Origin of the sequence: Qipengyuania sp. ASV99, from assembly GCF_047872805.1 — a bacterium.
Lineage (GTDB): Bacteria > Pseudomonadota > Alphaproteobacteria > Sphingomonadales > Sphingomonadaceae > Erythrobacter.
On sequence record NZ_JBLQUK010000005.1, the window covers coordinates 100,404 to 122,770 of the forward strand.

At 61.4% G+C, this 22,367-nt stretch carries 20 protein-coding genes; 7 read left to right on the forward strand and 13 right to left on the reverse strand.

What is annotated here, in order from left to right:
* Positions 1-24: 24 nt before the first annotated feature.
* Positions 25-1,245: a 5-aminolevulinate synthase gene (hemA, locus tag ACM64M_RS08075; RefSeq protein ID WP_416228236.1), complete on the forward strand. Its 1,221-nt coding sequence runs from the start codon at positions 25-27 to the stop codon at positions 1,243-1,245.
* Between the two features lie 28 nt (positions 1,246-1,273).
* Here hemA and ACM64M_RS08080 read toward each other — a convergent pair whose 3' ends face one another.
* A complete protein-coding gene (locus tag ACM64M_RS08080) occupies positions 1,274-1,837 on the reverse strand; it encodes a plastocyanin/azurin family copper-binding protein (RefSeq protein ID WP_416228168.1) in 564 nt (187 codons plus the stop codon).
* 117 nt (positions 1,838-1,954) lie between these two features.
* Positions 1,955-2,428 carry a c-type cytochrome gene (locus ACM64M_RS08085; protein WP_416228169.1) on the reverse strand — a complete coding sequence of 158 codons (474 nt, stop codon included), beginning with the start codon at positions 2,426-2,428 and terminating at the stop codon, positions 1,955-1,957.
* Between the two features lie 296 nt (positions 2,429-2,724).
* On the opposite strand from ACM64M_RS08085, the gene ACM64M_RS08090 reads away from it, so the two are divergent.
* Entirely contained in the window at positions 2,725-3,528 is an 804-nt protein-coding gene (locus ACM64M_RS08090) for a DUF1499 domain-containing protein (RefSeq protein ID WP_416228170.1), read from the forward strand.
* Positions 3,529-3,535: 7 nt separating this feature from the next.
* Here the strand turns inward: ACM64M_RS08090 and ACM64M_RS08095 are convergent, their stop codons facing one another.
* Genes ACM64M_RS08095 through ACM64M_RS08115 form a run of 5 tightly spaced genes read right to left on the reverse strand, consistent with a single transcriptional unit; the run spans position 3,536 to position 9,216 of the window.
* On the reverse strand, positions 3,536-4,138 hold the full coding sequence (locus ACM64M_RS08095) for a CDP-alcohol phosphatidyltransferase family protein (RefSeq protein WP_416228171.1): 603 nt from the start codon (positions 4,136-4,138) through the stop codon (positions 3,536-3,538).
* A 19-nt stretch (positions 4,139-4,157) separates the two neighbouring features.
* Complete coding sequence (locus ACM64M_RS08100) at positions 4,158-5,435, reverse strand: NupC/NupG family nucleoside CNT transporter (RefSeq protein WP_416228172.1); 1,278 nt, start codon at positions 5,433-5,435, stop codon at positions 4,158-4,160.
* Positions 5,436-5,460: 25 nt separating this feature from the next.
* Positions 5,461-5,889 carry a hypothetical protein gene (locus ACM64M_RS08105; RefSeq protein WP_416228173.1) on the reverse strand — a complete coding sequence of 143 codons (429 nt, stop codon included), beginning with the start codon at positions 5,887-5,889 and terminating at the stop codon, positions 5,461-5,463.
* Between the two features lie 21 nt (positions 5,890-5,910).
* The gene (locus ACM64M_RS08110; protein WP_416228174.1) at positions 5,911-8,049 is read right to left on the reverse strand and encodes an FAD-dependent oxidoreductase; all 2,139 of its coding nucleotides are present in this window, start codon (positions 8,047-8,049) and stop codon (positions 5,911-5,913) included.
* Positions 8,050-8,109: 60 nt separating this feature from the next.
* On the reverse strand, positions 8,110-9,216 hold the full coding sequence (locus ACM64M_RS08115; RefSeq protein ID WP_416228175.1) for an FAD-dependent oxidoreductase: 1,107 nt from the start codon (positions 9,214-9,216) through the stop codon (positions 8,110-8,112).
* A 172-nt stretch (positions 9,217-9,388) separates the two neighbouring features.
* On the opposite strand from ACM64M_RS08115, the gene ACM64M_RS08120 reads away from it, so the two are divergent.
* Genes ACM64M_RS08120 through ACM64M_RS08130 form a run of 3 tightly spaced genes read left to right on the forward strand, consistent with a single transcriptional unit; the run spans position 9,389 to position 13,612 of the window.
* A complete protein-coding gene (locus ACM64M_RS08120; protein ID WP_416228176.1) occupies positions 9,389-11,113 on the forward strand; it encodes an ABC transporter transmembrane domain-containing protein in 1,725 nt (574 codons plus the stop codon).
* A gap of 2 nt (positions 11,114-11,115) precedes the next feature.
* Positions 11,116-12,150, forward strand: coding sequence for an HlyD family secretion protein (locus tag ACM64M_RS08125; protein WP_416228177.1), 1,035 nt, complete (start codon positions 11,116-11,118; stop codon positions 12,148-12,150).
* Position 12,151: 1 nt separating this feature from the next.
* Positions 12,152-13,612, forward strand: a complete 1,461-nt coding sequence (locus ACM64M_RS08130) for a TolC family protein (protein ID WP_416228178.1) — start codon at positions 12,152-12,154, stop codon at positions 13,610-13,612.
* A gap of 11 nt (positions 13,613-13,623) precedes the next feature.
* On the opposite strand, the gene acs is transcribed toward ACM64M_RS08130, so the two are convergent.
* From acs to ACM64M_RS08160, 6 genes are read right to left on the reverse strand one after another with little or no spacing between them, the layout of a single operon-like run.
* Positions 13,624-15,549 (reverse strand): acetate--CoA ligase, encoded by a 1,926-nt coding sequence (gene acs / locus ACM64M_RS08135; protein WP_416228179.1) that lies wholly within the window; start codon positions 15,547-15,549, stop codon positions 13,624-13,626.
* A complete protein-coding gene (locus tag ACM64M_RS08140; protein ID WP_416228237.1) occupies positions 15,546-16,142 on the reverse strand; it encodes a nucleotidyltransferase family protein in 597 nt (198 codons plus the stop codon). Before ACM64M_RS08140 ends, acs begins: the two co-directional genes overlap by 4 nt.
* A 22-nt stretch (positions 16,143-16,164) precedes the next feature.
* Positions 16,165-17,109: an XdhC family protein gene (locus ACM64M_RS08145; RefSeq protein ID WP_416228180.1), complete on the reverse strand. Its 945-nt coding sequence runs from the start codon at positions 17,107-17,109 to the stop codon at positions 16,165-16,167.
* A gap of 20 nt (positions 17,110-17,129) precedes the next feature.
* A complete protein-coding gene (locus tag ACM64M_RS08150; protein WP_416228181.1) occupies positions 17,130-17,615 on the reverse strand; it encodes a c-type cytochrome in 486 nt (161 codons plus the stop codon).
* A gap of 22 nt (positions 17,616-17,637) precedes the next feature.
* Entirely contained in the window at positions 17,638-19,890 is a 2,253-nt protein-coding gene (locus ACM64M_RS08155; RefSeq protein WP_416228182.1) for a molybdopterin cofactor-binding domain-containing protein, read from the reverse strand.
* 2 nt (positions 19,891-19,892) lie between these two features.
* A complete protein-coding gene (locus ACM64M_RS08160; RefSeq protein WP_416228183.1) occupies positions 19,893-20,372 on the reverse strand; it encodes a (2Fe-2S)-binding protein in 480 nt (159 codons plus the stop codon).
* Positions 20,373-20,498: 126 nt separating this feature from the next.
* Between ACM64M_RS08160 and ACM64M_RS08165 the strand changes: the two genes are divergently transcribed.
* Positions 20,499-20,837 carry a tRNA-binding protein gene (locus tag ACM64M_RS08165; protein ID WP_416228184.1) on the forward strand — a complete coding sequence of 113 codons (339 nt, stop codon included), beginning with the start codon at positions 20,499-20,501 and terminating at the stop codon, positions 20,835-20,837.
* Positions 20,838-20,989: 152 nt separating this feature from the next.
* On the forward strand, positions 20,990-22,339 hold the full coding sequence (gene gdhA / locus ACM64M_RS08170) for an NADP-specific glutamate dehydrogenase (protein WP_416228185.1): 1,350 nt from the start codon (positions 20,990-20,992) through the stop codon (positions 22,337-22,339).
* Positions 22,340-22,367: the final 28 nt, after the last annotated feature.

Consider the following 22,367-nt stretch of genomic DNA (forward strand, 5'->3'; position numbering starts at 1 on the left):
ACAGTGCAAACAGAGGGTGAACCCATGGATTTCGAAGCCTATTTTGCCGGCGAGCTCAGCAGCGTACGCGAAGAGGGACGCTACCGCGTGTTCACCGACATCAAACGGCACCGGGGCAAATTCCCCCATGCGACCAGGTTTGTCGGCGTAGAAACGCAGGCGGTAACCGTGTGGTGTTCGAACGACTATCTCGGCATGGGGCAGCACCCCGCCGTGATAGAGGCGATGCACGCCACGCTTGACGAATGCGGCGCGGGCGCAGGGGGCACGCGCAACATTTCGGGCACCAATCACTATCATGTCGAACTCGAAGCGGAACTCGCTGATCTGCATGGTAAGGAAGCGGCGCTGCTGTTCACGTCGGGCTATGTTTCCAACTGGGCGGGTCTGGGCACGCTGGCGGGCAAGATCCCCGGCTGCGTCGTGTTTTCCGATGCGCTGAACCATGCCAGCATGATCGAAGGCATTCGCCACAGCCGCGCGCCTTACAAGATCTGGAAACACAACGATCCTGCCGATCTTGACCGGATGCTGTCCGAATTCGGGCCGGAAGTTCCCAAACTCGTCGCTTTTGAAAGCGTCTATTCGATGGACGGCGACATCGCTCCGATCGCGGAAATTCTCGACGTCTGCGAAAAGCACGGCGCAATGAGCTATATCGACGAAGTCCACGCGGTTGGCCTGTATGGTCCGCGCGGCGGCGGGGTCGCCGAACGCGAAGGTCTGATGGACCGGATCACCGTGATCGAAGGCACGCTGGGCAAGGCGTTCGGCGTAATGGGCGGCTATATCGCAGCCAGCGCCAATCTGGTTGATTTCGTGCGCAGCTTTGCCAGCGGCTTTATCTTTTCAACCGCGCTGCCGCCCGCTGTGGCCGCCGGTGCCGCCGCCAGCATACGCCATTTGAAAACCAGCAGTGCGGAACGCGAATTGCAACAGGATCGGGTCGCACAGGTGCGCCGCAAACTGGACATCATGGGCATCCCGCACCTCCACAATCCCAGCCATATCATCCCGGTGATGGTGGGCGATGCGCATAAATGCAAACGCATCAGCGACTGGTTGATGGACAATCACGGCATCTATGTGCAGCCGATCAATTACCCCACCGTTCCGGTCGGGACAGAGCGGCTGCGGCTGACACCTTCGCCCGTGCATGATGACGGGGACATTGACCGGCTGATCAACGCGCTTTCCGAAATCTGGTCGCAATGCGAATTGGCACGGATGGCCAGCGCCGCCTGAAGGTCTGCGCCAAAGCGCACAGCAGCGATCAGTCGAACATCCTGCGCTCGTCGGCTTCGGCGAATATTGCGGAAAATTGCGGTGCGCCAAGGCCGGGATGACTGGCTGCCCTGGCAGCGTCGAGATTGTCGGTCTTGCCCTCGCCCTCAACCACGATCAGGCCGACCATTCCGGCGGCGTAATGCGGCACACATTGAAAGCCGTACAGGCCCGCTGCCGGCAGGACATAGGACACCTCGGCGTTGATCGCGCCTTCCCACCCGCTCACGCCATCGGGCAGCATGGCTCCAATCGAAGAGGATTGATGGCTGACCTCGGTCGGAACGAAGCGGATTGTGTCGCCAATTTCGGCGCGGACCAGGCGCGGTTTAAAGACATGCTGGCGGCTGAGATCATCGGGATCGACCGTATACATGCGGATCTCGATGACTTTTCCAGTAGGCGTCGTTTCAGCGCCACCTGGCCGGGATGCGGTGTCTGACCTAGCGGTCGCCAGCGCATCGGATGACGCTTGCTCTGGCGAGGGCGCAGGCCGGTCGCAGGCGGACAGCGTCAGCAACATCAGCGCCATCGACCACGGCCTGCGCAACATGGGATGCATCACGGCCAACTTTACCGCCGCCCCTCTGTCACCCAAAACAGATTACCCCGCAGGCCGAAAAGGATTTCGGGCCTGCGGGGCAACATCATTTCGCAAAATACCAGAACCTTAAGCGCCGTTGGTTTGCAGATAAGCAATCAGGTCAGCGCGGTCCTGTGAATCTTTAAGACCCGGAAAGGCCATCCGTGTGCCGGGGACATAATCGCGCGGCGATTCGAGATATTCGAACAAGACTTCGGGCGTCCAGGTGATGCCGCTGTTTTTGTTCGCATCGGAATAGTTGAACCCTTCGATGGTTCCGGCTGCGCGGCCGACAACGCCGTAAAGCGAGGGGCCAACGCCGTTCTTGCCTTCTTCGATCAGGTGGCAGGTCTTGCACTGCACGAACACGGTCTTACCCGCTTCGGCATCGCCGGTCAGGTCCGCAAAGGCCAGTTCGACCTCGGGTTCAGCCGGTGCTTCGACGACAGGCTCTGCTTCGGCTGCGGGTGCCGGTGCATCCTGCGAAGCGGGGCTTTCGCCGCAAGCGGAGACCGCAACGAGGCTGGCCAGCGCGACAGTGCTCAAAACAATCTTACGCATAATGATCAAATTCCCTCTGCTCTATTCAGACCTCTTCCGCGCCACCAAGACCATCTATCCAATTCGATTAAAACAATAATTTCAATCTCGAACGGGATCATGCCGTGTCAATGACGAGCGATCTTGATGCTTAAACGCTCAAGACTTCGTTGGGTTTCCGGGCAATTTCATACCCCTTGCATTCCATTCGAAGCGCTGCTTGCGGTGATGGTGGCCTGCAATCAAACAAGCCTGACCTTCCGACCTTGCGCCGCGAATGGATTGCCTATCGCACACCGGACGTTAAAGAGACAATCATGAAAATCATCTCCTGGCATTCAAAGCTCGTCCTCGCCCTGCTCATCTTTCTGCCGATCTATTTTATGATCGCCGCGCTGGGCACGAAAGTCGGGCTGTGGGGCTGGATGACCGGGCTGGTTGGCATGACTTTCACCGCCGGTCCGCCGTTGCTCGGGATCGTCGGAGTGGTCGCGCTGATTTCCATGATTGTCGGCATTGTTAAGAAGCCGCGCCAGAAATTCACCATTGCGATTGGCGCAATCGGCGTATTTGTGGCGGCGGGGATGTTCGCTGGCTTTGCCTCGGTCGGGGGCAAGGCTGGGGCCAACCCGATCCATGACGTCGCCACCGACACTGCCGATCCGCCCACCTTTTCCGCCGCGACAATGCAGGCCCGCACGCAGGGCGGTGCCAACCCGCTCAGCGACTATCAGACCCCGCTGGGCGAGATTGAGCTGTTCGCAGGCACCGCGCCCGAACTGGCGATCAAAAGCCATGCGCAGATAATCAACGACACCTACTCCGCGTTGTCTCCGTTGCCGCTGGGCGGGGCGAGCAAGGCCGATGCGGTCGCTGCGGTCGCCGCTGCAATGGGCGAAATGGGGATGAGCGACATTCGTCCAGACGTCGCGGCGGGCCGGGTCGAAGGCGTGGCGGAATCGTTCTGGTATGGTTTCAAGGACGACGCAGTGGCGCGCGTGGGCGAGGCTGAGATCGACTTCCGCTCGGTCAGCCGCGTCGGGCGCAGCGACCTTGGCGCAAATGCCGCGCGCATCACCGAATTGCGCGAGCGTGTCGCGGCGCAAATCGGTCAACGTTGATCCGCGTTTAGCGAAACTGAGACGCCGCCATCGCGCTGCGCTGAACCACGGTCGCCGCGCAGAGCGCCGCATAGGCATAGGCAATCGCCGCGAACCATGCCGGAAACAGGCACATGGCGATGAACACCGCGATGGTTTCGGTCCCTTCGGCAAGACCGGTGGAGTAGAAAAAGCTCTTCCTGCCATGCGCCGCATTCTCCGCCCCGCGCTTGGCAGCGATCACGGCGAAGGCGAGGAAACTCACACCGGTCAGCACAAAGCTGGCGACCATCACCAACGCGGGCAGTGTGTTTTCTGCGGCCAAGACCCCAAAGCCGAGCGGGATCGAAACATAGAACGCGAAATCGGCGACGATGTCGAAATATCCGCCGAGATCGGTCGGCGCGCTCGCCCGGGCCACGGCACCGTCGAGCCCGTCGATCAGCCGGTTGGCGATGATGAGAGTCAGCCCCAGCCAGACCGCGCCAAACCCGATCGCCGCCGCCCCGCCCAAACCCAGCGCCAGCCCCGCAAATGTCAGCATATTCGCGCTCACCCCCAGGCCCGCCAATGCGTGCCCCGCACGGTTGAGCGTCGGATCGATCAGCGGGCGGAGCTTGGCGTCGAGCATGGCTGCGGTTCCTTGCCGTTCAGGCTCCGAAAGTAACGAGCCCAATCCATGCGCCGGTCATGGCGCTGGCGATATTGCCCGCGATCCAGCTCTTGATCCCCAGCCCCGCGGCCTCGGCCCGGCGTTCGGGGCAGAGCGTCCCAATGGTTGAAACCAGCAGGCCGACGCTGGCCAGATTGGCGACCCCGCACAGCGCATAGGTGACGATCAACAGGCTGCGCGCGCCAAATGTATCCGCCGGCAGCGCCGCGAGTTCAAGATAGGCGACATATTCGTTAAGGATCGCCTTTGTCCCCATCAATCCGCCCGCCGCCTGCGCCTCTGCCCATGGCACTCCAATCAGCCACATGAACGGGGCAAACAGCCAGCCGAACAGGCGCTTAAGGGTCAGCGGTTCGTCTCCGACCAGCGGCAACAGCGAGAGCGCCTGATCGGTGAGCGACACCAGCGCGAATATCACAATGATGACCGCGATCACCGCGAGGAACAATTGCATCCCGTCCATCGTGCCCTTGACGATGGCATCGATGCTGGATTCGTATTTGAGGCCGGGTTCATCCTCAGTGGTTTCGGTGGCCGCATCCCCGGCGCTGCCCGGCACCATCAACCGCGCGATCAGCAGCGCCGCCGGAAGCGATATCAGCGAGGCTGAAATCATATGCCCCACCGCATCGGGCACCGTGTCGCGCAATGTGGTTGCATAGAGGATCAGAATCGCTCCGCTGATCGTCGCCATGGCGAGCACCATGACCTGAAACAATTCGGCGCGGCTCATTCGGGAGAAATAGGCGCGCACCACCAACGGGCTTTCGACCACGCCGAGGAACATATTGGCCCCGCCCGACAGCCCCACAACCCCGCTCACGCCAAGCGTCCGGCGCAGCAGGAACGACAGCGCCCCCACCAGCCAGCGCAGCACGCCCCAATGCCACAGCAGCGCCGCCAATGCGGAGAAAACAATCACCAACGGCAAGATCTGAAACGCGATGATAAGCGGCGGCGACGCGCCCTCTTTCAGCTCGAACGGCAACGGCGCACCGCCAAGATAGCCGAACATGTATGCCGATCCGTCGAGCGTCGCGCGCTCAATCGCGAATACGCCGGCATTGGCCAGCACCATGATGTCCCACACCACTGGCACCCGCACGATCAGCAGCGCCAACACGCCCTGCAGCAGCAGCGCGCCCATGATCCACCGCACACCCGGTCGGCCAGCGCGATCCTCGCTCAGACCCCAGGCCAGCCCGAGCAGCACGGCGATCCCGATGATTCCGCGCAATTGATCGAACAGTTCCAAATTTGCGCCCCTGATATTCCCTTGCTCAGCGCTTCTTGCCGAAAAGGCTGTCGAGCGCCAACGTATCATGGCTGCGCAGCGCGATCAGCGCGAGCGCGGCGCCCGCCACCGTAATCGAAGGGAAGAACAGGATATTCGCATCATCGGGATTGGCAAACAGATATTGCCCGAACGGGTCGAGGAAATGCCGCCAGATCGGGAACGCCCCGCCCACCAGGATCAGCGCCGATCCGATCAGTGTGTATTTGCGGAACAGGCCCAGAACCACCAACAGGCCCAGCGCAATCTCAGCATAGCCATAGGCAAGTTGCAGCGTCGCCTGCGAGCCGACGCCGCCGTAATATTTGTCGGCCAGCCCTTCGCCCATGCCGCCAGCGACCCGCACGAGCCCCCATACGACCAGCAGCGCGCCGGTGCCGATACGCATAATAAGAAGCGAGATTTTGGTGAGCATGAGGAGTTCCTTTCTAGCGCGCTAGCCGCGCATCCAATTGTGGTATTTTTCGACCCATTTCAGCAGGCCCTCGGGCTTGTTCGCGCGTTTCCAGTTCCCGGCGGCAAACTTGTTCGCCTCGGCCATGGTCGGATAGGAATGGATCGTACCAAGGATCTTGTTGAGCCCGATGCCGTGCTTCATCGCCAACACATATTCGGCCAGCAATTCGCCCGCATGGCTGCCGACGATGGTCGCGCCAAGGATCGTGTCCTTGCCCGGCGGGGTCAGCACTTTGACGAAGCCGCGCGTTTCGCTTTCGGCAATTGCCCGGTCGAGATCGTCCAGTTCATAGCGTGTAACCTCGACCACAATGCCCTGCTCGTGCGCTTCGGTTTCGTTGATGCCGACGCGGGCAAATTCGGGGTCCATGAAAGTTACCGCCGGGATCACCCGGTAATCGGCCTTGAATTTGCGGAATTGCCCGAACAATGCGTTGACGCTGGCATACCATGCCTGATGGCTGGCGGTGTGGGTGAATTGATACGGCCCCACAACATCCCCAGCGGCAAAGATGTTCGGAAATTTGGTGGCAAGAAATTCATCGGTGTTGACTGTCTTGCCGGTGTCAACGCCCAATTCCTCCAGCCCAAAGCCGGTCAGCCGCGCCTTGCGCCCGACAGCAACGATCAGCGTATCAAAGACAATGCTCACGCCGCCGGAATCCGCTTCGGTGAACAAAGTGCCATCTGCGATCCGCACAGCCTTGTGCCCGGTCAGAATCTCGACACCGGACTCCGACAGCACCGCACGGGCCAACTCGGATACATCCGCATCCTCGCGCCCCAGCACCTGATCAGCCATTTCCACCTGCGTCACTTGCGATCCAAGCCGGGCAAGCGCCTGACTGATCTCGCAACCAATCGGACCGCCGCCCAGCACCGCCACGCGCGCAGGGGCCGCGTCCATCCGGGCAAAGGCGTCCCACATGGTTTCGCTGGTGAGATAGCCCGAAGTCTCTAATCCCTCGATAGGGGGCACCACGGGCTCTGCACCGCTGGCGATCACAATGCTGCGAGTGGTGAGCCGCTGCAACGCGCCGTCGCTGCGGGCAATTTCGACGGTCCACGGGTCGATAATCGTGGCATAGCCCTTTACAACATCGACGCCGAGCCCTTCGTAGCGCTCAACACTGTCATGCGGTTCAATCGTTTTAATAACGTCCAATACGCGCGCGATGGTCTGGCGAAAGGGGATCTGCGGTTCCACCGGTGTGATCCCGTATCGATCCGCATGGCGCATGGTCGCGGCGACCTTGGCGCTTTTGATCAGCGCCTTGGACGGCACACAGCCGGTGTTGAGGCAATCGCCGCCCATTTCGCGTGCTTCGATCAGTGTCACCTTGGCCTTTACCTGCGCTGCGATATAGGCTGAGACGAGCCCCGCCGATCCTGCACCGATGACGATCAGGTTGCGGTCATAGCTCTTGGGCCGAGTAAACCCGGCATAGACCTTGCGCCGCCGGATGATGCCGATGATCCCCTTGGCCATCCACGGGACAATGGCGAGAAAAACGAAGGAGCCGATCAGAGCTGGCGAAAGCAGTCCAGACGTATCCTCAATCTGGGCAAGCTGCGTGCCCGCATTCACATAGGCAATCGTGCCGAGCAACATGCCAACTTGGCTCACCCAGATAAAGGTCCAGGTCTTGATCCGGGTTAGCCCCATGACGAGGTTGACCACAAAGAAGGGGAAAAGCGGGATCATTCGGATTGTGAAGAGGTAAAACGGCCCGTCGCGCTCAAGTCCCTGATTAATGGCTTTCAGCCGCTCGCCGAAACGGGCCTCGACAAAATCGCGCAGGACATAGCGCGAGGAAAGAAAAGCGAGCGTGGCGCCGAGCGTCGAGGCGAAAGAAACAAGGATTGTGCCTGTCACCAGCCCGAACAATGCGCCCGCCGCCAGCGTCATGATCCCCGCGCCCGGTAGCGAGGCCGCCGTCACCGCGACATAGAGAAGGAAAAACCCCGCCAGCACCGCCACCGGATTGCGTTCATAAAACGCTCCTACATCCCCGGCGACCTGTTTGACCCCGTCAAGCGTCAGATACGATCCCAGATCAAAGATAAAATAGGCGGCAATCAGCGCGGCCAATCCGGCGACGATGGCGAGTTTCTTCATGATTGCCCCTTGTTATGTGGATTATTTCGTTACTTGCGCCGGCTTGGTTACAATGATCGTTCAGCGCCCGTTTGCCAGCGCGGAATATTTGGAAATCCAGCGCGTGTCGATCCAGTGCTTGAGCCGCCCGACGCAGCGGCCCTGCGCGCTGAACGGGCCATAGCTGGCAATCGCCGCGCCGTCGCCGGTCGATAGCAGATAAAGATTGTTCCAGCGCGGCTGATACGTTTGCTGCGGTGCCTGCCCGTTTAAAGCAGCGCGCAGATTGGCCGCCAGCACCGGTCCGGCAAAAACCGCATGGACGCCCGAATGCGCCAGCGCCCGGTCCTGCCTTGCCGCGACATCCCCCGCCGCAAAGATATGCGGGTGCGAGATCGAGCGCTGATATCGGTCCACCGCGACAAAGCCCTGCGCGTCACTGGCCAGCCCACCCGACGCGGGCCACTCTGGCGCACCGCTGCCCAGCGCTGCGACGATCAGGTCCAGCGGTTCGAGCGAGCGCTCACCAGCGAACAGCGAACCGTCCTCGAACCGCGCTTCACCGGCGATCACCTCGATCCCCTGCCGCGCAAATTCGCGCAGAACATTGGCCCGCACCGCATCAGCAAAGCCTGGCAGCAGACCTTCCGCCCCGGCGACAAGCACCACGCTGCGCTCGGCGGCATCGTCGCGGTTTCGCAGAGCAAAGGCCAACTCGGTCCCGCCCGCTCCGCCGCCCACCACTGCGGTGCAGCCAGCCGGGGGAGCCTGCGCTAATACATCCACAAAGCGATCAATCGGGCGGACATCCATCAACCGAGGGTCCGCGCCCAGCCGCTCAACCGCCACGCCGACCCCGCCCGTGTCGATAGAGGCGAGGTCAAATGCAACGCGGGTGCCATCGTCGGTTTCGATAAATCGCGCAGCGGGATCGATCCCCGCCGCGCGGCCCAGAATCAACTCCGCCCCGGCGCGCTGGGCTAGCCCCGCCAGATCGACCGTACCCTCACCCCGGTCATAGCGCCCGGCGATCCAGCCCGGGACCATGCCCGAATACCTCAGCTGCGACGACGGGGTCAGCAGCACGGCATGATCGCAGGGCAGCCCGTGCCTGATCCAATCGGCCAGCACAGCGACATGCGCATGGCCGCCGCCAATCAAAACCAGTTTTCTTCGCTTGGCTGTCATTCCCACCTGCCATCCCCGATCTGGCCATACCTGTCCAGTTCGTCCGCCGACGACTTACCGTTACGGAACCGGCAACCCGCCTGTGCGTTGCGGGGTGAATGAGCAGGTCAGGACACCGGCGCGCAAGAAACCCACCCCGCCCTTGGTGGCGCTTATCGGACGATGAAATATCATGGCCCAGCACGGCCCCAGTCACGGCAGCCGGATTTCACTGGTAAAATTCTTCCGGCAGTTTCTCGACATACTGAAACCTGAAGCGAGCTTTTACTGGCTTGCGCTTGTCTATGGCATGGGCATCAGCCTGCTGTCGCTGGCCACGCCGATTTCGGTGCAGATGTTGGTCAATACGGTGGCCAACACCGCGCTGACCGCGCCGCTGGTGATGTTGTCGCTGTCGCTGTTTGGCTTGTTGCTGATTTTCGGGCTGCTCTATGCGCTGCGCATCCATTTGATGGAGCTTTTCGCCCGCCGGTTTTACGCCCGCATGGTGGCCGAGATTTCGCTGATTTCGGTCTATGCTCAGGATCCGTTCTTTGGCGACAACAAATCGAGCGCGCTGTTCAACCGCTATTTCGATGTGATCAACGTGCAGAAATCGCTGCCAGTGCTGTTTATCGGCGGATTCAGCGTCGTCTTGCAGGTCGCGGTCGGGTTTGTTCTGGTGTCGCTGTATCATCCGCTGTTTCTGGTTTTTACGCTGGTGATGTCGGCGCTGATCTGGGTGATATGGCTGGTGTGGGGCGCGCGCGCTTTGCGCACCGGGATTGATCTGTCCCATGCCAAGCACAACACCGCAAACTGGCTGGAAACCATCGGCGGGTCGAACGGATTTTTCAAATCGCAGAAGCGGGTGGATTATGCGCTGGACCGGAGCGACGCCTACACGCATCAATATCTTAATGCGCGAAAGCGGCATTTCCGTCAGCATTTTGCGCAGACGCTGGCGTTTCTGGTGCTCTACGCCAGCGCCAGCGCGGCCCTGCTTGGGATGGGCGGCTGGTTGGTCATCCAAGGGCAATTGACGCTGGGTCAGCTGGTCGCGGCGGAGCTGGTGCTGTCGGTTGCGTTTTTCGGGGTTGCGCAGCTCGGCACCTATCTCACCTATTTCTACGATCTCTGCGCCGCAGTGGAGGAAATTTCTCTGTTCTATGATGTCGAACAAGAGGAGCCGCGCGGAGTTGGTGCGAACATCGGCGATGACCACGCGCTGGTGTTCAAGGATGTGGTTGGGTCCGCTCGTCTGGGTAGGGCCAAATTCGATCTGGAAATCCCCAGCGGCGCAATCATCATGGCCGCAGCCAGCGACCACGGGATCCAGCGGTTGTTCACCAATCTGCTAAAGGCGCACGAACCTCCGCAATCCGGCTGGATCACGCTGGGCGGGAGCGATTACCGCGACATCGAAGCCTATGAATTGCGCAAGGATGTGCATGTCCTTGAACGCGCGACATTCGTGGGCATGACTTTGCGCGAATATCTCAGCCTGTCGTGCCGCGACACTGCGAGCAAGCGGATGGTCGGAGCGCTCGAAACCGTGGGGCTGGCCGATACGATCTCCAATCTGGAGAAAGGGCTGGACACACCAATCGCCCATACCGGTTGGCCGCTGTCTGCGGTTGAATTGCAGCAATTGAAGCTCGCCAATGCCCTGCTTGAACAGCCCCGGATTCTGGTGCTCAGTCGGCTGTTCGATCTGCTCGACGAAGCGGATCTTGCTCGTTCGATCACCAGACTGCGTGAACAAAGCTATTCCACCGTGATCTATTTCTCAGGGCGGCGGTCGGACCTTGGGTTTGACCGGTTTCTGTATCTTGAGGCCGAACGTCAGCGATATTTCAGCAGTTTTGATGAATTTTGCACCGCAGCCAGCGGCAAAGCCGACATGGTAGGAGGATAATCATGGCCCGGCTTGAACAGGACATGGCCCACTTCACCGCGCTGCGCGATGTGAAGACGCCGGAAATCTTTCGCACCGTGTTTGTGATGGTGCTGCTGGCGATCCTTGGCAGCATCGCCTTTCTGGTCTTCGTGCCGTGGGTCCAGACGATTGGCGGGCGCGGCGTGGTGACGACGCTCAACCCCAATGAACGCCAACAGGAAATCAACGCGTTGGTATCGGGCCGGATCGTGGAATGGTTCGTGCGCGACGGCAGCCGGGTAGAAAAGGGCGATCCGATTGCCCGTATCGCAGACATCGATCCCTTGCTGGTGCAGCGCCTCGAAGCGGAACAGGCGCAGCTTGAAATACAGATTCAGTCCGCTCGCAGCGCGCAGGCCACCGCCGAAATTGACCTGCAACGCATGGCGGAATTGTTTGCCGCCGGATTGTCGGCTCGCCGCGATTACGAACAGGCGCAGATCCGGGTCGAGGAAATGCGCGGGCGCGTCGCTGCGGCAGAGGCCAATCTGGTGCGCGCCCAAACCAATCTTGCGCGCCAGTCCGAACAATTGGTCACTGCGCCGCGCGATGGCTTTATCCAGTCCATCAATGCCGGCGACACGGCGACCTATGTCAACGCCGGTCAGGTGCTGGCGACCTTCGTTCCCGAAGTGCACGGGCGCGTGATCGAGGTTTTCGTCGATGGCCGCGATGTTGCGCTGGTCGAAGCGGGCGAAAAGGCGCGGATTGAATTTGAAGGCTGGCCCGCCGTGCAGTTCAGCGGCTGGCCATCGGTGGCAATCGGCACCTTTCCCGCTGTGGTCACGACTGTCGATCAGGTGGCGCAGCCCGATGGAAGGTTCCGCGTGCTGATCGCCGAAGACCCGGACGCGGACCAACCCTGGCCCGAAGACCGCTATTCGCGCTTTGGCACCGTGGTGCGATCTTGGATCCTGTTGGAAACGGTGCCGGTCGGCTATGAAATCTGGCGGCAGCTCAACAATTTCCCGCCGGAACTGCCCGCCGCCGCCGGCGCTGCAGAGCAAGGCACCTGACATGCGCGTTCGGGCAGCCTTCTTTGGCGCGCTGATGCTGGCGGCGTATCCTGCCTGCGCGCAGAATATCGAAGCCCATTCCGACCCGCTCGAACAGGCCATTGCCGAGGGTCCCTTATTGCCGGAAGAAGTGCTGCGCAGCTCGGCGCTGACCTTTCCCGCGATCCTCGAAAGCTTCGAACGCGAAGCCGCCGCGCGCAGCGATCAATTGACCGCCGACGGCGCCTTTGATCTGATGCTGAAGGGCGAGGCTTATGACCGGGTAACCGGCACGTTTTCGGGCGGATTTGCCGAGATCGGCGCGCGCCAGCCGCTCGCACCGATGGGAGCGGAAATCTATGGCTCCTATCGCCTGTCCGACGGCCGCTTTCCGATTTACGAGAATTTCTACAACACCAATCAAGCGGGCGAATTCAAGGTCGGCGGACTGCTTTCGCTGCTGCGCGACCGGCGGACCGATCAGCGCCGCTTTGCTGTTGAGGACACGCAACTTGCCGCGGGACAAGCGGGGCTCGACGTGCTGCTGGTGCAGCTCAATGTGCAGCACGAGGCGTTGAAATCCTATTGGCGCTGGGTCGCAGCGGGCAGGGAAATCCGGGTTTACGAAGAATTGCTCGAAATCGCCGAGGCGCGCGCGATTGGTCTGGCGCGGCAAGTGGACGCCGGAGCGGCACCGCGCATCTCGCTCACCGAAAACGAACAGAATGTCATTCGCCGCCGCACCTTGCTGGCCGAGGCGCAGCGGAATTTCACCGTGGCGGCCACTTCGCTGAGTTATTATCTGCGCGATGCGCGAGGGCAGATGATCGTGCCCACGCGCCTGCAATTGCCCGATCTGGACCAGCTTGCCGCGCTGCCGGATATGCCAAGCCTGCTGGCGACGCCGCGCAGCGATATCGTGCAGAACCGCCCAGAGCTGCAGAATTTTCGGCTGGCGATCCAGCGCGCCGAAAACAAGGTAGCCTTGCGTCAGAATGATCTTCAGCCGCAGCTTGATCTCAAGGTCGAACTGAGCCGCGATTTCGGCGCTGTGGGCGACGGAGGATCGACCTTCGATTCCACCGACACGGTTGTTGGCGTCACCTTCACCGTGCCCCTGCAACGCCGGGCCGCAATCGGCCAGTTGAGCCGCGCCGAGGCGGAGCTGCGTGAGCTTGAACTGCGCGAACGCCGGATTGCCGATCAAATCGAAATTGAGCTCGACAATATCCTCACCAACCTTTCGGCTGCGCTGCGTCTTGCCGGCTTGGCCGGGGACGAAGCCGAACAGGCCGCCGCGATGGTCACCGCCGAACGGCGCAGGTTTGCTCTGGGCGCAGGCGATTTCTTCCTCGTCAATCTGCGCGAGGAAAGCGCCGCCGATGCGCAAATCCGCCGCATTCGCGCCGATCTGAACGGCCGACTGGCCGCCGCCAGCTACAACGCCGCCACGATGAACCTCGAAGAATTAGGCCTGGACTAACGGCTTGCCGCTCAGGTTTGCTGACGACCTTCGATCAACCGATCGACCAGCGACGGATCGGCCAGCGTTGAGGTATCGCCAAGCGTGCCGAAATCGTTCTCCGCCACCTTGCGCAGGATCCGGCGCATGATCTTGCCGCTGCGGGTTTTGGGCAGGCCATCGGTAAATTGAATGTGATCGGGCGTCGCAATCGGCCCGATTTCGCCGCGCACATGGCTGCGCAATTCGGTGAAGAGTTCCTCTGATCCTTCTACCCCGGCGTTAAGCGTGACGTAGCAGTAGATGCCCTGCCCCTTGATGTCGTGGGGATAACCGACCACCGCCGCCTCTGCCACCAGTGGATGCAGCACCAGCGCGCTTTCAACCTCGGCGGTGCCCATCCGGTGGCCTGAGACATTGATGACATCATCGACCCGGCCGGTGATCCAGTAATAGCCATCTTCGTCGCGGCGGCAGCCATCGCCGGTGAAATACTTGCCGCGATAGGCGGTGAAATAGGTCTGCTCAAACCTTTCATGGTCGCCGTAAACACTGCGCGCCTGTCCCGGCCAGCTGGCGGTGATGCAGAGATTTCCCGCCGCCGCTCCGTCCAGCACTCCGCCATCATTATCCACCAATTGCGGCTGAATGCCAAAGAACGGCAGACCCGCGCTGCCCGGTTTCATATCATGCGCGCCGGGCAGCGTGGTGATCATCACTCCGCCGGTTTCGGTCTGCCACCAGGTGTCGATCACCGGGCAGCGCCGCTCCCCCACGACTTCGAAATACCAGCGCCATGCTTCGGGATTGATCGGCTCTCCCACCGAACCCAGCAACCGCAGCGAAGACCGGTCGCGGCTGGTCACGAACCCATCGCCTTCGCGCATCAGCGCGCGGATCGCGGTCGGCGCGGTGTAAAGAATATTGACCTTGTGCTTGTCGACCACATCCCAGAACCGCCCGAAATCGGGATAATTCGGCACCCCTTCGAAAACCACGCTGGTCGCGCCATTCATCAATGGGCCGTAAACGATATAGCTGTGTCCGGTGACCCAGCCGATGTCGGCGGTGCACCAGTGAACCTCGCCCGGCTGATAGTCGAACATGTAGCGGAACGTGGTCGCCGTCCACACCCCGTATCCGCCGGTGGTGTGCAGCACGCCCTTAGGTTTTCCGGTCGAACCTGAAGTGTAGAGGATGAACAGCGGGTCTTCGGCGGCCATTTCCTCACAGGCGCATTCGGCATCCGATTGCACTTCGTGAAACCAGTGATCGCGGCCCGCGACCATTGGCACGTCAAGCCCGGTGTGCCGCACCACCAGCACGCCATCAACCGCCACCCCGTCCCGCGCCAGCGCCGCATCGACATTGGCTTTCAAAGGCACGCTTTTGGACCCGCGTAGCCCTTCGTCGGCGGTGATGACAAACCGGCTCGCGCAATCGGAGATGCGCCCTGCCAGCGCCTCGGGAGAGAAACCGCCGAACACCACCGAATGAATCGCCCCGATCCGCGCGCAGGCCAGAATTGCGGTCACGCCTTCGACGATATTGGGCATGTAGATCGTCACGCGATCGCCCCGGCGCGCACCAATGGCTTTCAGCGCATTCGCCATCTGAGTCACCTCGCCGTGCAATTGGCGATAGGTCAGCGTGCGCCCCGGCGCGGCGGGATCGTCAGGCTCGAATATGATCGCAGGTTCATCGCCGCGCTGTGCCAGGTGGCGGTCGACCGCATTGTGGCACAGGTTGAGCGTGCCATCCTCGAACCATTTGATGCTAACCGGGTCAAACGACCATTCGCCGCCCTTGGTCGGCGCGGCGAACCAGTCAAGCCGACGCGCCTGTTCCAGCCAGAAACCATCGGGATCGGCGATAGAGCGTGCATAATCCTGCGCATAATCTTCGCCGCTGCAAAGCGTTGCACGCGCGGTTTCGGGGCGGCGGACAAATTCACTCACAATTCTTCTCCCTCTTCGCCCGCTTTAAGGCCATGCCCGCCCGCCTGTCCATGTTGATCCAGCGCCTCCACGGTGTCGATATCGATCAGCCATTCGGGGGAACAGTCAAGCGCGCGGGCGGAGCCAAGCCAGCGCCGTGCGCCTTCATCACCGGCGGCGCGCGCCAGTCGCGGGAAATGCGCGCTGCCAAAAATTGCGGGGGGTTGGAGGGCCGCTGCATCGCGCGACGCGATGATCGCCTCACACGAATCGAGGCCATCGGCGAGCGCCGCATAATGCTCCGCTGGCACCAACGGCATATCGGCCAACGCGACAAGCAGCCCGTCGCAGCCTTCACGCATCGCCCGCTGTGCCGCCAGCGCAACAGATGTGCCCATGCCTTCGCTGGCGCGGCTGTTGTGGAGCACGTCAAAGCCCGCTGCGATCCAAATGGTCGCGCAATCGTGGCTGGGATCGGAGGCCACGACCCATTTTCTGGCGAAGCGCCCGTGAGGCATTGCATCAATCACATGCGCGCCCAGGGGCCTCCCTCTGAAATCGGAGGTCAATTTATCCGCCGCGCCAAATCGCCGCGAGGACCCGGCAGCAAGCACGGCTACTCCTAGGCGCCAATTTTCAGCCAAGCCGCGCCTCGAAATCGCATTGGTGATAGGCGCGGATCACCTCTGCCAGAGTCGACAGCGCCAGCGTCTGCGGATCGCGCGAGGAATGGAACAGGCCAATCGGCGCGCGGATCGCGGCGATCTGCGCGTCGCTTACGCCCTTTGCGCTCAGGGCTTCGCAGCGCCGCGCATGGGCCGTCCTGCCGCCCATCGCCCCAAGATAGAAATGCGGCAGCGACAGCGCCCGCGCCATCAAATCAATTTCCCACTCATGGTCGTGAAACACAAAGGCAATGCCGGTCCAAGGATCGCTTTGCAGCAGGTCTGTATGCGTGGTGCGCGCCAGCCGGAGCGCCGGAATGCCGCGCATGGTCAGGCGGTCTGCAAGGGCCGCATCGGGAGTCAGCGCCGCGACCGAACAGCCCATGGTCTGGGCCAGATCGGCCAGCGCCTCCACCCCCGCACCGTGCCCTGCAATCACCAGCCGAGGCTCTGGCCAATGGCCGAAATGGCCACTCTGCGCATCGGGATCGAAGCGGGCCTTGCGCCAGTCAGGCAGGAAATGCGCAGACCCATTCTCAATGCCGATCGAGAATGGCTGACGGCGGGCGATGGCTGCCAGACACTGCCGCGGCAGCGTTGCTGTGCCCAGCGGGCTAAATTGCAGATCAAGCCCGCCGCCGCAGGGCAGTTTTATGTCGAGATAGGGGGAACCAGCGCCAAACCGCACCAGCCGGGGCGATCTTTGGCGGAGCGCCTCCAAAGCCTCGGCAACGACGGCATTTTCGATGCAGCCGCCCGACAGCGAACCGGCAAAGCTGCCATCCTCGGCCACCCCCATGATTGTGCCGGGACCGCGCATGGAGGAGCCCTCCACCGCGCAAACCGTCACCAGCACGCAGCCAGTCCCGCGCGATTGGCGTTCATCGAGGAAACCGCAGACCTTGCGCAAATCCACAATGGCCGCCGTGCGCTGCTTTATTCGCCAGCCGCGGGCGATGCTGAGGGTGCAGCACTGGCGAGATAGGCAATGATTGCGGCGCGGGTTTCGGCATCGGGCACTGCGCCTGCGACCATATCGGTGCCGGGCAGATAGCCCGCTGGATCGGCAATATACCCATCCAACGACGCCTGATCCCAGACGATTTCGGATGCGGCGAGCGCGTCCGAATAGGGATAATCTTCGAGGGTGCCTGCTGCCCGTCCAATCACTCCGTACAGATTGGGGCCCGCCGATGACGGCGCGCCAGCCTCTATCACGTGGCAGCCGCTGCACATCTGGAACGCATCTTCACCGACTGCCGCAATCCCGGCGGCAGCACCAACCGCTGCGCCCGCAGCCGCAGCAGGCTCTCCGGGCGAACGCACCACGATCTGTTCGACCACGTCGGCTTGCGGCGAAGAACCGCAGGCGGTCATCAAAACGGTGAGCAGACCGGCCGCGAGAATGGCCCGATTGCGCATAGCTGTGTTCCTCTCACTCGATTCAGGCAAACTGCTTGGCAATCGGCAATTCGCGCAGCCGTTTTCCGGTGGCGGCAAAGATTGCATTGGTCAGCGCGGGGGCCGCAGGCGGCAGTCCCGGCTCGCCCGCCCCGCCCACCGGCACATCGCCGCTGTTGATGATCGCCACCGTAATATTGGGCGTTTCATCGATACGCAACATCTTGTAATCGTGGAAATTGCTCTGAACGATGGCCCCGTCCTTCAATTCCAGTTCGCCATACATGGCGGCGGTCAGGCCGAACACGATGCCCCCTTCGATCTGGTTGCGGAAGCCATCGGGGTTCATCACATAGCCCGCATCGCAGACCGCCCAGCAATTGGTCATCCGTGGTTTGCCAGAACTCATGTCCACTTCGATCACCTCGCCCACAATCGAGCCGAAACTTTCGACAATCGCCACACCCTTTGCGGTGCCCTCCGCGCGCGGTTCGCGCCAGCCGCTAATTTCGGCGAGTTGTTCCAGCACGGCGCGGTGACGCGGTGCATTTTTCAACATGGCGATCCGGTAATCGAGCGGGTCGGCCCCGGCGGCATGGGCGGCTTCGTCGATAAAGCTTTCGATGAAGAAACCCTGCTGCGAATGATCGACCGACCGCCACGCCTGAAACGGCAGATGCAGTTCCGCCTCGGCCACCCGCACCGACAGATTGGCGATGTCATACATCGCCGGGACGCAGGCTTCGGCGGGGTCATGGCGCTGCGTGAACACGCTGTCATAGGCGATCAGCGCGCCGCTTTCGTCGAGCCCCGCGCGCATTCGCGACATGTCGGCGCAGCGATACAGCGCCTTCTGCGTGTCTTCCTCGCGGCTCCAGATCATTTTCACCGGATAGCCGGTCGCCTGCGCGATGCGCGCGGCCATGGCGACATATTCGCTGCCCAGCCGCCGGCCGAACGCGCCGCCCAGATAGGGGTGATGAATGGTGATATCATCCGCGCCGATGCCGAGCACATTGGCGACCTCGGTGCGCGCCATCAGCGGCACCTGCGTACTGGTCCAGATATCGCATTTGCCGTCTGCGACATGCGCGGTGCAATTGAGCGGTTCCATCGGCGCATGCGCCAGATAGGGCGCGCGATATTCGGCCTCCAGCACCTTTGCCGCATTGGTCAGCGCGTTCGCCGGATCGCCGCGCGCAGCGGCCTCTTTGCCGCCGGTCGGGCCCGCGTCATCGATGACTTTGGCGAACACTGCAAACTGATCCGCCATGGTCCGCACCGGGCTTTCCGATGCGCTCCAGGTGATATCGATGGTGTTCACCGCTTGCTGAGCCTGCCAATAGCTGTCGGCCACGACCGCAACGAAATTGCCCATATTGAGAATTTGCAAGACCCCCGACATGCCCTCTGCGCGGCTGGCGTCCATGCTGGCGGCGCTGGTTCCCGGCACTGGCGGGCGCACCACGGCGGCATAGGACAGCGCCAACCCTTCGGGCTGCGCATCGATCCCGAACTGCGCGGTGCCATCCACTTTTGCAGGAATATCGGTGCGCGCCTTGCTGCGACCCATCAGCCGGTATTCGGACACCTGTTTTAGCGTCGGCGTCTGATCCATCGGCTGCTCTGCCGCCAGGCTCGCAAATTCAGCATAGGTTGCGGTTTTGCCCTTGCCCGCATGCGACAATGTGCTGTCGCGGGTCACGATCTCGCCCGCAGGCACGCCCCATTCCTGCGCCGCTGCCCCGATCAGCATCTTGCGCGCCGCCGCCCCGGCGATCCGCATCTGGTTTTGCCCGGTCGTGCGGATGGAGGAAGACCCACCGGTTATCATCGCGTCAGCGAAACGCGCGATCTGAGTGAATAGGCCGTTCCACGTCGGTTCGATCCAGTCGGCTGCATTCATGGTGAATGGCGCGACGAACATGCGCGCAGTGTCGGTCACCACATAGCTGCCATCCGCCGGTGCCTGCATCACGCGGACATTGTCCCACGCCGCGTCCAGTTCATCGGCCAGCATCTGCGCCAGCACCGAATGCGCGCCCTGCCCCATTTCGCAATGCGGGACGATGGCGGTGACGATATTGTCGGTGCCGATCTTGACCCAGCTGTTGATCAATTGTTCGCCCGCGCCCGGTGCCACTTTGGACGAAAGCGCAGCGATGGGATTACCGGGACGCACACCGATCCCGATCAGCAGACCGCCGCCTGCCAGTACGCCCGCGCCGATAAAGCCGCGGCGGCTCCATTTGGACAGTGCCGAACGCTCATTCTTGTCAGGGGTCATGTCGTTCATGGTCACGCCTCCTCTTCGCGCGGTTGCACGGTCCCGGCGGCGACCTTTATCGCGCGGCGGATGCGGGTGTAGGTGCCGCAGCGGCAGATATTGCCCGCCATTGCGGCATCAATGTCGGCATCGCTGGGCGCTGGATTGTCGCGCAGCAGCGCCGTCGCGCTCATGATCTGGCCCGATTGGCAATATCCGCATTGCGGCACCTGTTCGCTGATCCAGGCCTGTTGAACCTTTGTCAGCTCACCTTCCGGCCCGGCAATGCCCTCAATCGTGGTCACCTCGCGCCCTTCGGCCTGAGAAATGGCGGTCGAACAGCTGCGCACCGGTTGACCATCAAGATGCACGGTGCAGGCACCGCATTGGGCAATTCCGCAGCCAAATTTTGTTCCGGTCAATCCGATTTTTTCGCGCACGACCCACAGGATCGGCATGGCCGGATCGGCGTCAATCGTCACCGGCTCTCCATTGAGAATAAAGCTCGCCATTCTGGTAGTCCCCGAAAACCTTCTCAGTTGCGAAACGCAATCTATCGCAAAGTCGGCCAAATGGCAAAGCGCGATTGCGGCAGTGGGGATTGGTATTGGCAGTGCAATCCGATTAAACTGAGCGTCATGCAACTCATCACTCTAGACCAATTCATGGCGGTGGACATCCGCGCTGGCACCGTGATCGCAGCCGAGCCATTCCCCGAAGCGCGCAAGCCCGCGATCAAGCTGCGGATCGATTTTGGCGCGGAGATCGGGGTCAGGAAAAGCTCGGCGCAGATCACAGACCATTACACCCCCGACAGTCTTATCGGTCAGAAGGTGATGGCGGTGGTCAATTTCCCCCCGCGCCAGATCGGTCCGTTCATGTCCGAAGTGCTGGTGCTTGGCTTTCCCGATGATGGCGGCGCAATCGTGCTGGCCGCGCCCGGCGGCAAGGTTCCCGATGGCGCGCGGCTGGCCTGATGCGTGGTTAGGCAATGCGCCAAATTGTATGGGAACGCCAAACAGCATCTGCATGAATTACGCCCCTTGCGCCTTGGGCGCTTTGCGAGGATAGAGAGCCCCACAATCATAAAAAATGCAGGTCGCTTTGTTCCTATGGGGGGTAATAATCAATGGCCGTAACCGATCACGTAGATCTCGCAACGTTCATGGCAGGCGTTAGCAAACGCAATCCAGGACAAACCGAATTCATTCAGGCTGTGCAGGAAGTGGCGCAGGACATCTATGAATTCATGGAAGACAAGGTCCAATATCACGAGGCGCAGATTCTGCGCCGCATTGCAGAACCGGACCGGGTCATCTCTTTCCGCGTCTGCTGGGAAGACGACAATCACAATATCCGCGTTCAGCGCGGCTGGCGGGTTCAGTGCAACAACGCCATCGGCCCTTACAAGGGCGGCATCCGTTTCCACCCCAGCGTAACCGAAAGCGTGCTGAAGTTTCTGGCGTTTGAACAGACCTTCAAGAACTCGCTGACCGGCCTGCCCATGGGCGGCGGTAAAGGCGGCGCGAACTTCAATCCCAAAGGCAAAAGCGATGCCGAGGTGATGCGGTTCTGCCAAAGTTTCATGACCGAACTGTATCGCCACATTGGCCCTGATACCGACGTTCCTGCGGGCGACATCGGCGTTGGCGGACGCGAAATCGGCTATATGTTCGGCCAGTACAAGCGTATCGTGAACCGCTGGGAAGGCGTGCTGACCGGCAAAGGCCTCGAATATGGCGGCTCTGCCATGCGGCCCGAAGCGACCGGCTATGGCGCGGTCTATTTCCTGCGCAACATGCTGATGCACAAAGGCATGGATGTCGAAGGACACACTGCTGTAATCTCGGGTTCAGGCAACGTTGCCACCCACGCTGCAGAGAAGATCACGCAGCTCGGCGGCAAGGTTCTGACCCTTTCCGATTCGGGCGGCTATATCCACGATCCCGATGGGCTTACCCAGGAAAAGATCGACTGGATCAAACACCTTAAGAACGTCAAGCGCGGCCGCATCAGCGAATATGCCGACGAGTTCAAGGGTGCGACCTTCCACGAAGGGCGTCCATGGGGCGTCAAGGCCGATCTGGCGCTGCCATGCGCGACGCAAAACGAGCTGAACGCAGACGAAGCCAAGACGCTGGTCGCCAATGGGGTGAAAGCGGTTTCCGAAGGCGCGAATATGCCGACCACCCTCGAAGGCGTTCACGCATTCCAGGATGCCAAGGTCATGTATGCACCGGGCAAAGCGGCGAATGCCGGCGGCGTTGCGGTGTCGGGTCTGGAAATGAGCCAGAACTCAGAACGCGTCAGCTGGAACCACGAACGTCTGGGCGACATGCTGACCGACCTGATGCAAGGCATTCACGGCAAATGCGTGGAGTATGGCGAGAAGGACGGCCATGTCGACTATGTGAAGGGCGCGAATATCGCGGGCTTCAAAAAAGTCGCCGATGCGATGCTGGCGTTCGGCGTGGTCTGAACCACTCAACTTCGGATAGGAAAAGGGG

Excerpts from the sequence above, each read along its gene's own strand:
- hemA (WP_416228236.1), top strand. The coding sequence starts at position 25 with ATGGATTTCGAAGCCTATTTTGCCGGCGAGCTCAGCAGCGTACGCGAA.
- ACM64M_RS08080 (WP_416228168.1), bottom strand. The coding sequence starts at position 1,837 with ATGTTGCGCAGGCCGTGGTCGATGGCGCTGATGTTGCTGACGCTGTCC.
- ACM64M_RS08085 (WP_416228169.1), bottom strand. The coding sequence starts at position 2,428 with ATGCGTAAGATTGTTTTGAGCACTGTCGCGCTGGCCAGCCTCGTTGCG.
- ACM64M_RS08090 (WP_416228170.1), top strand. The coding sequence starts at position 2,725 with ATGAAAATCATCTCCTGGCATTCAAAGCTCGTCCTCGCCCTGCTCATC.
- ACM64M_RS08095 (WP_416228171.1), bottom strand. The coding sequence starts at position 4,138 with ATGCTCGACGCCAAGCTCCGCCCGCTGATCGATCCGACGCTCAACCGT.
- ACM64M_RS08105 (WP_416228173.1), bottom strand. The coding sequence starts at position 5,889 with ATGCTCACCAAAATCTCGCTTCTTATTATGCGTATCGGCACCGGCGCG.
- ACM64M_RS08110 (WP_416228174.1), bottom strand. The coding sequence starts at position 8,049 with ATGAAGAAACTCGCCATCGTCGCCGGATTGGCCGCGCTGATTGCCGCC.
- ACM64M_RS08115 (WP_416228175.1), bottom strand. The coding sequence starts at position 9,216 with ATGACAGCCAAGCGAAGAAAACTGGTTTTGATTGGCGGCGGCCATGCG.
- ACM64M_RS08120 (WP_416228176.1), top strand. The coding sequence starts at position 9,389 with ATGGCCCAGCACGGCCCCAGTCACGGCAGCCGGATTTCACTGGTAAAA.
- ACM64M_RS08125 (WP_416228177.1), top strand. The coding sequence starts at position 11,116 with ATGGCCCGGCTTGAACAGGACATGGCCCACTTCACCGCGCTGCGCGAT.
- ACM64M_RS08130 (WP_416228178.1), top strand. The coding sequence starts at position 12,152 with ATGCGCGTTCGGGCAGCCTTCTTTGGCGCGCTGATGCTGGCGGCGTAT.
- ACM64M_RS08150 (WP_416228181.1), bottom strand. The coding sequence starts at position 17,615 with ATGCGCAATCGGGCCATTCTCGCGGCCGGTCTGCTCACCGTTTTGATG.
- ACM64M_RS08155 (WP_416228182.1), bottom strand. The coding sequence starts at position 19,890 with ATGAACGACATGACCCCTGACAAGAATGAGCGTTCGGCACTGTCCAAA.
- ACM64M_RS08160 (WP_416228183.1), bottom strand. The coding sequence starts at position 20,372 with ATGGCGAGCTTTATTCTCAATGGAGAGCCGGTGACGATTGACGCCGAT.
- ACM64M_RS08165 (WP_416228184.1), top strand. The coding sequence starts at position 20,499 with ATGCAACTCATCACTCTAGACCAATTCATGGCGGTGGACATCCGCGCT.
- gdhA (WP_416228185.1), top strand. The coding sequence starts at position 20,990 with ATGGCCGTAACCGATCACGTAGATCTCGCAACGTTCATGGCAGGCGTT.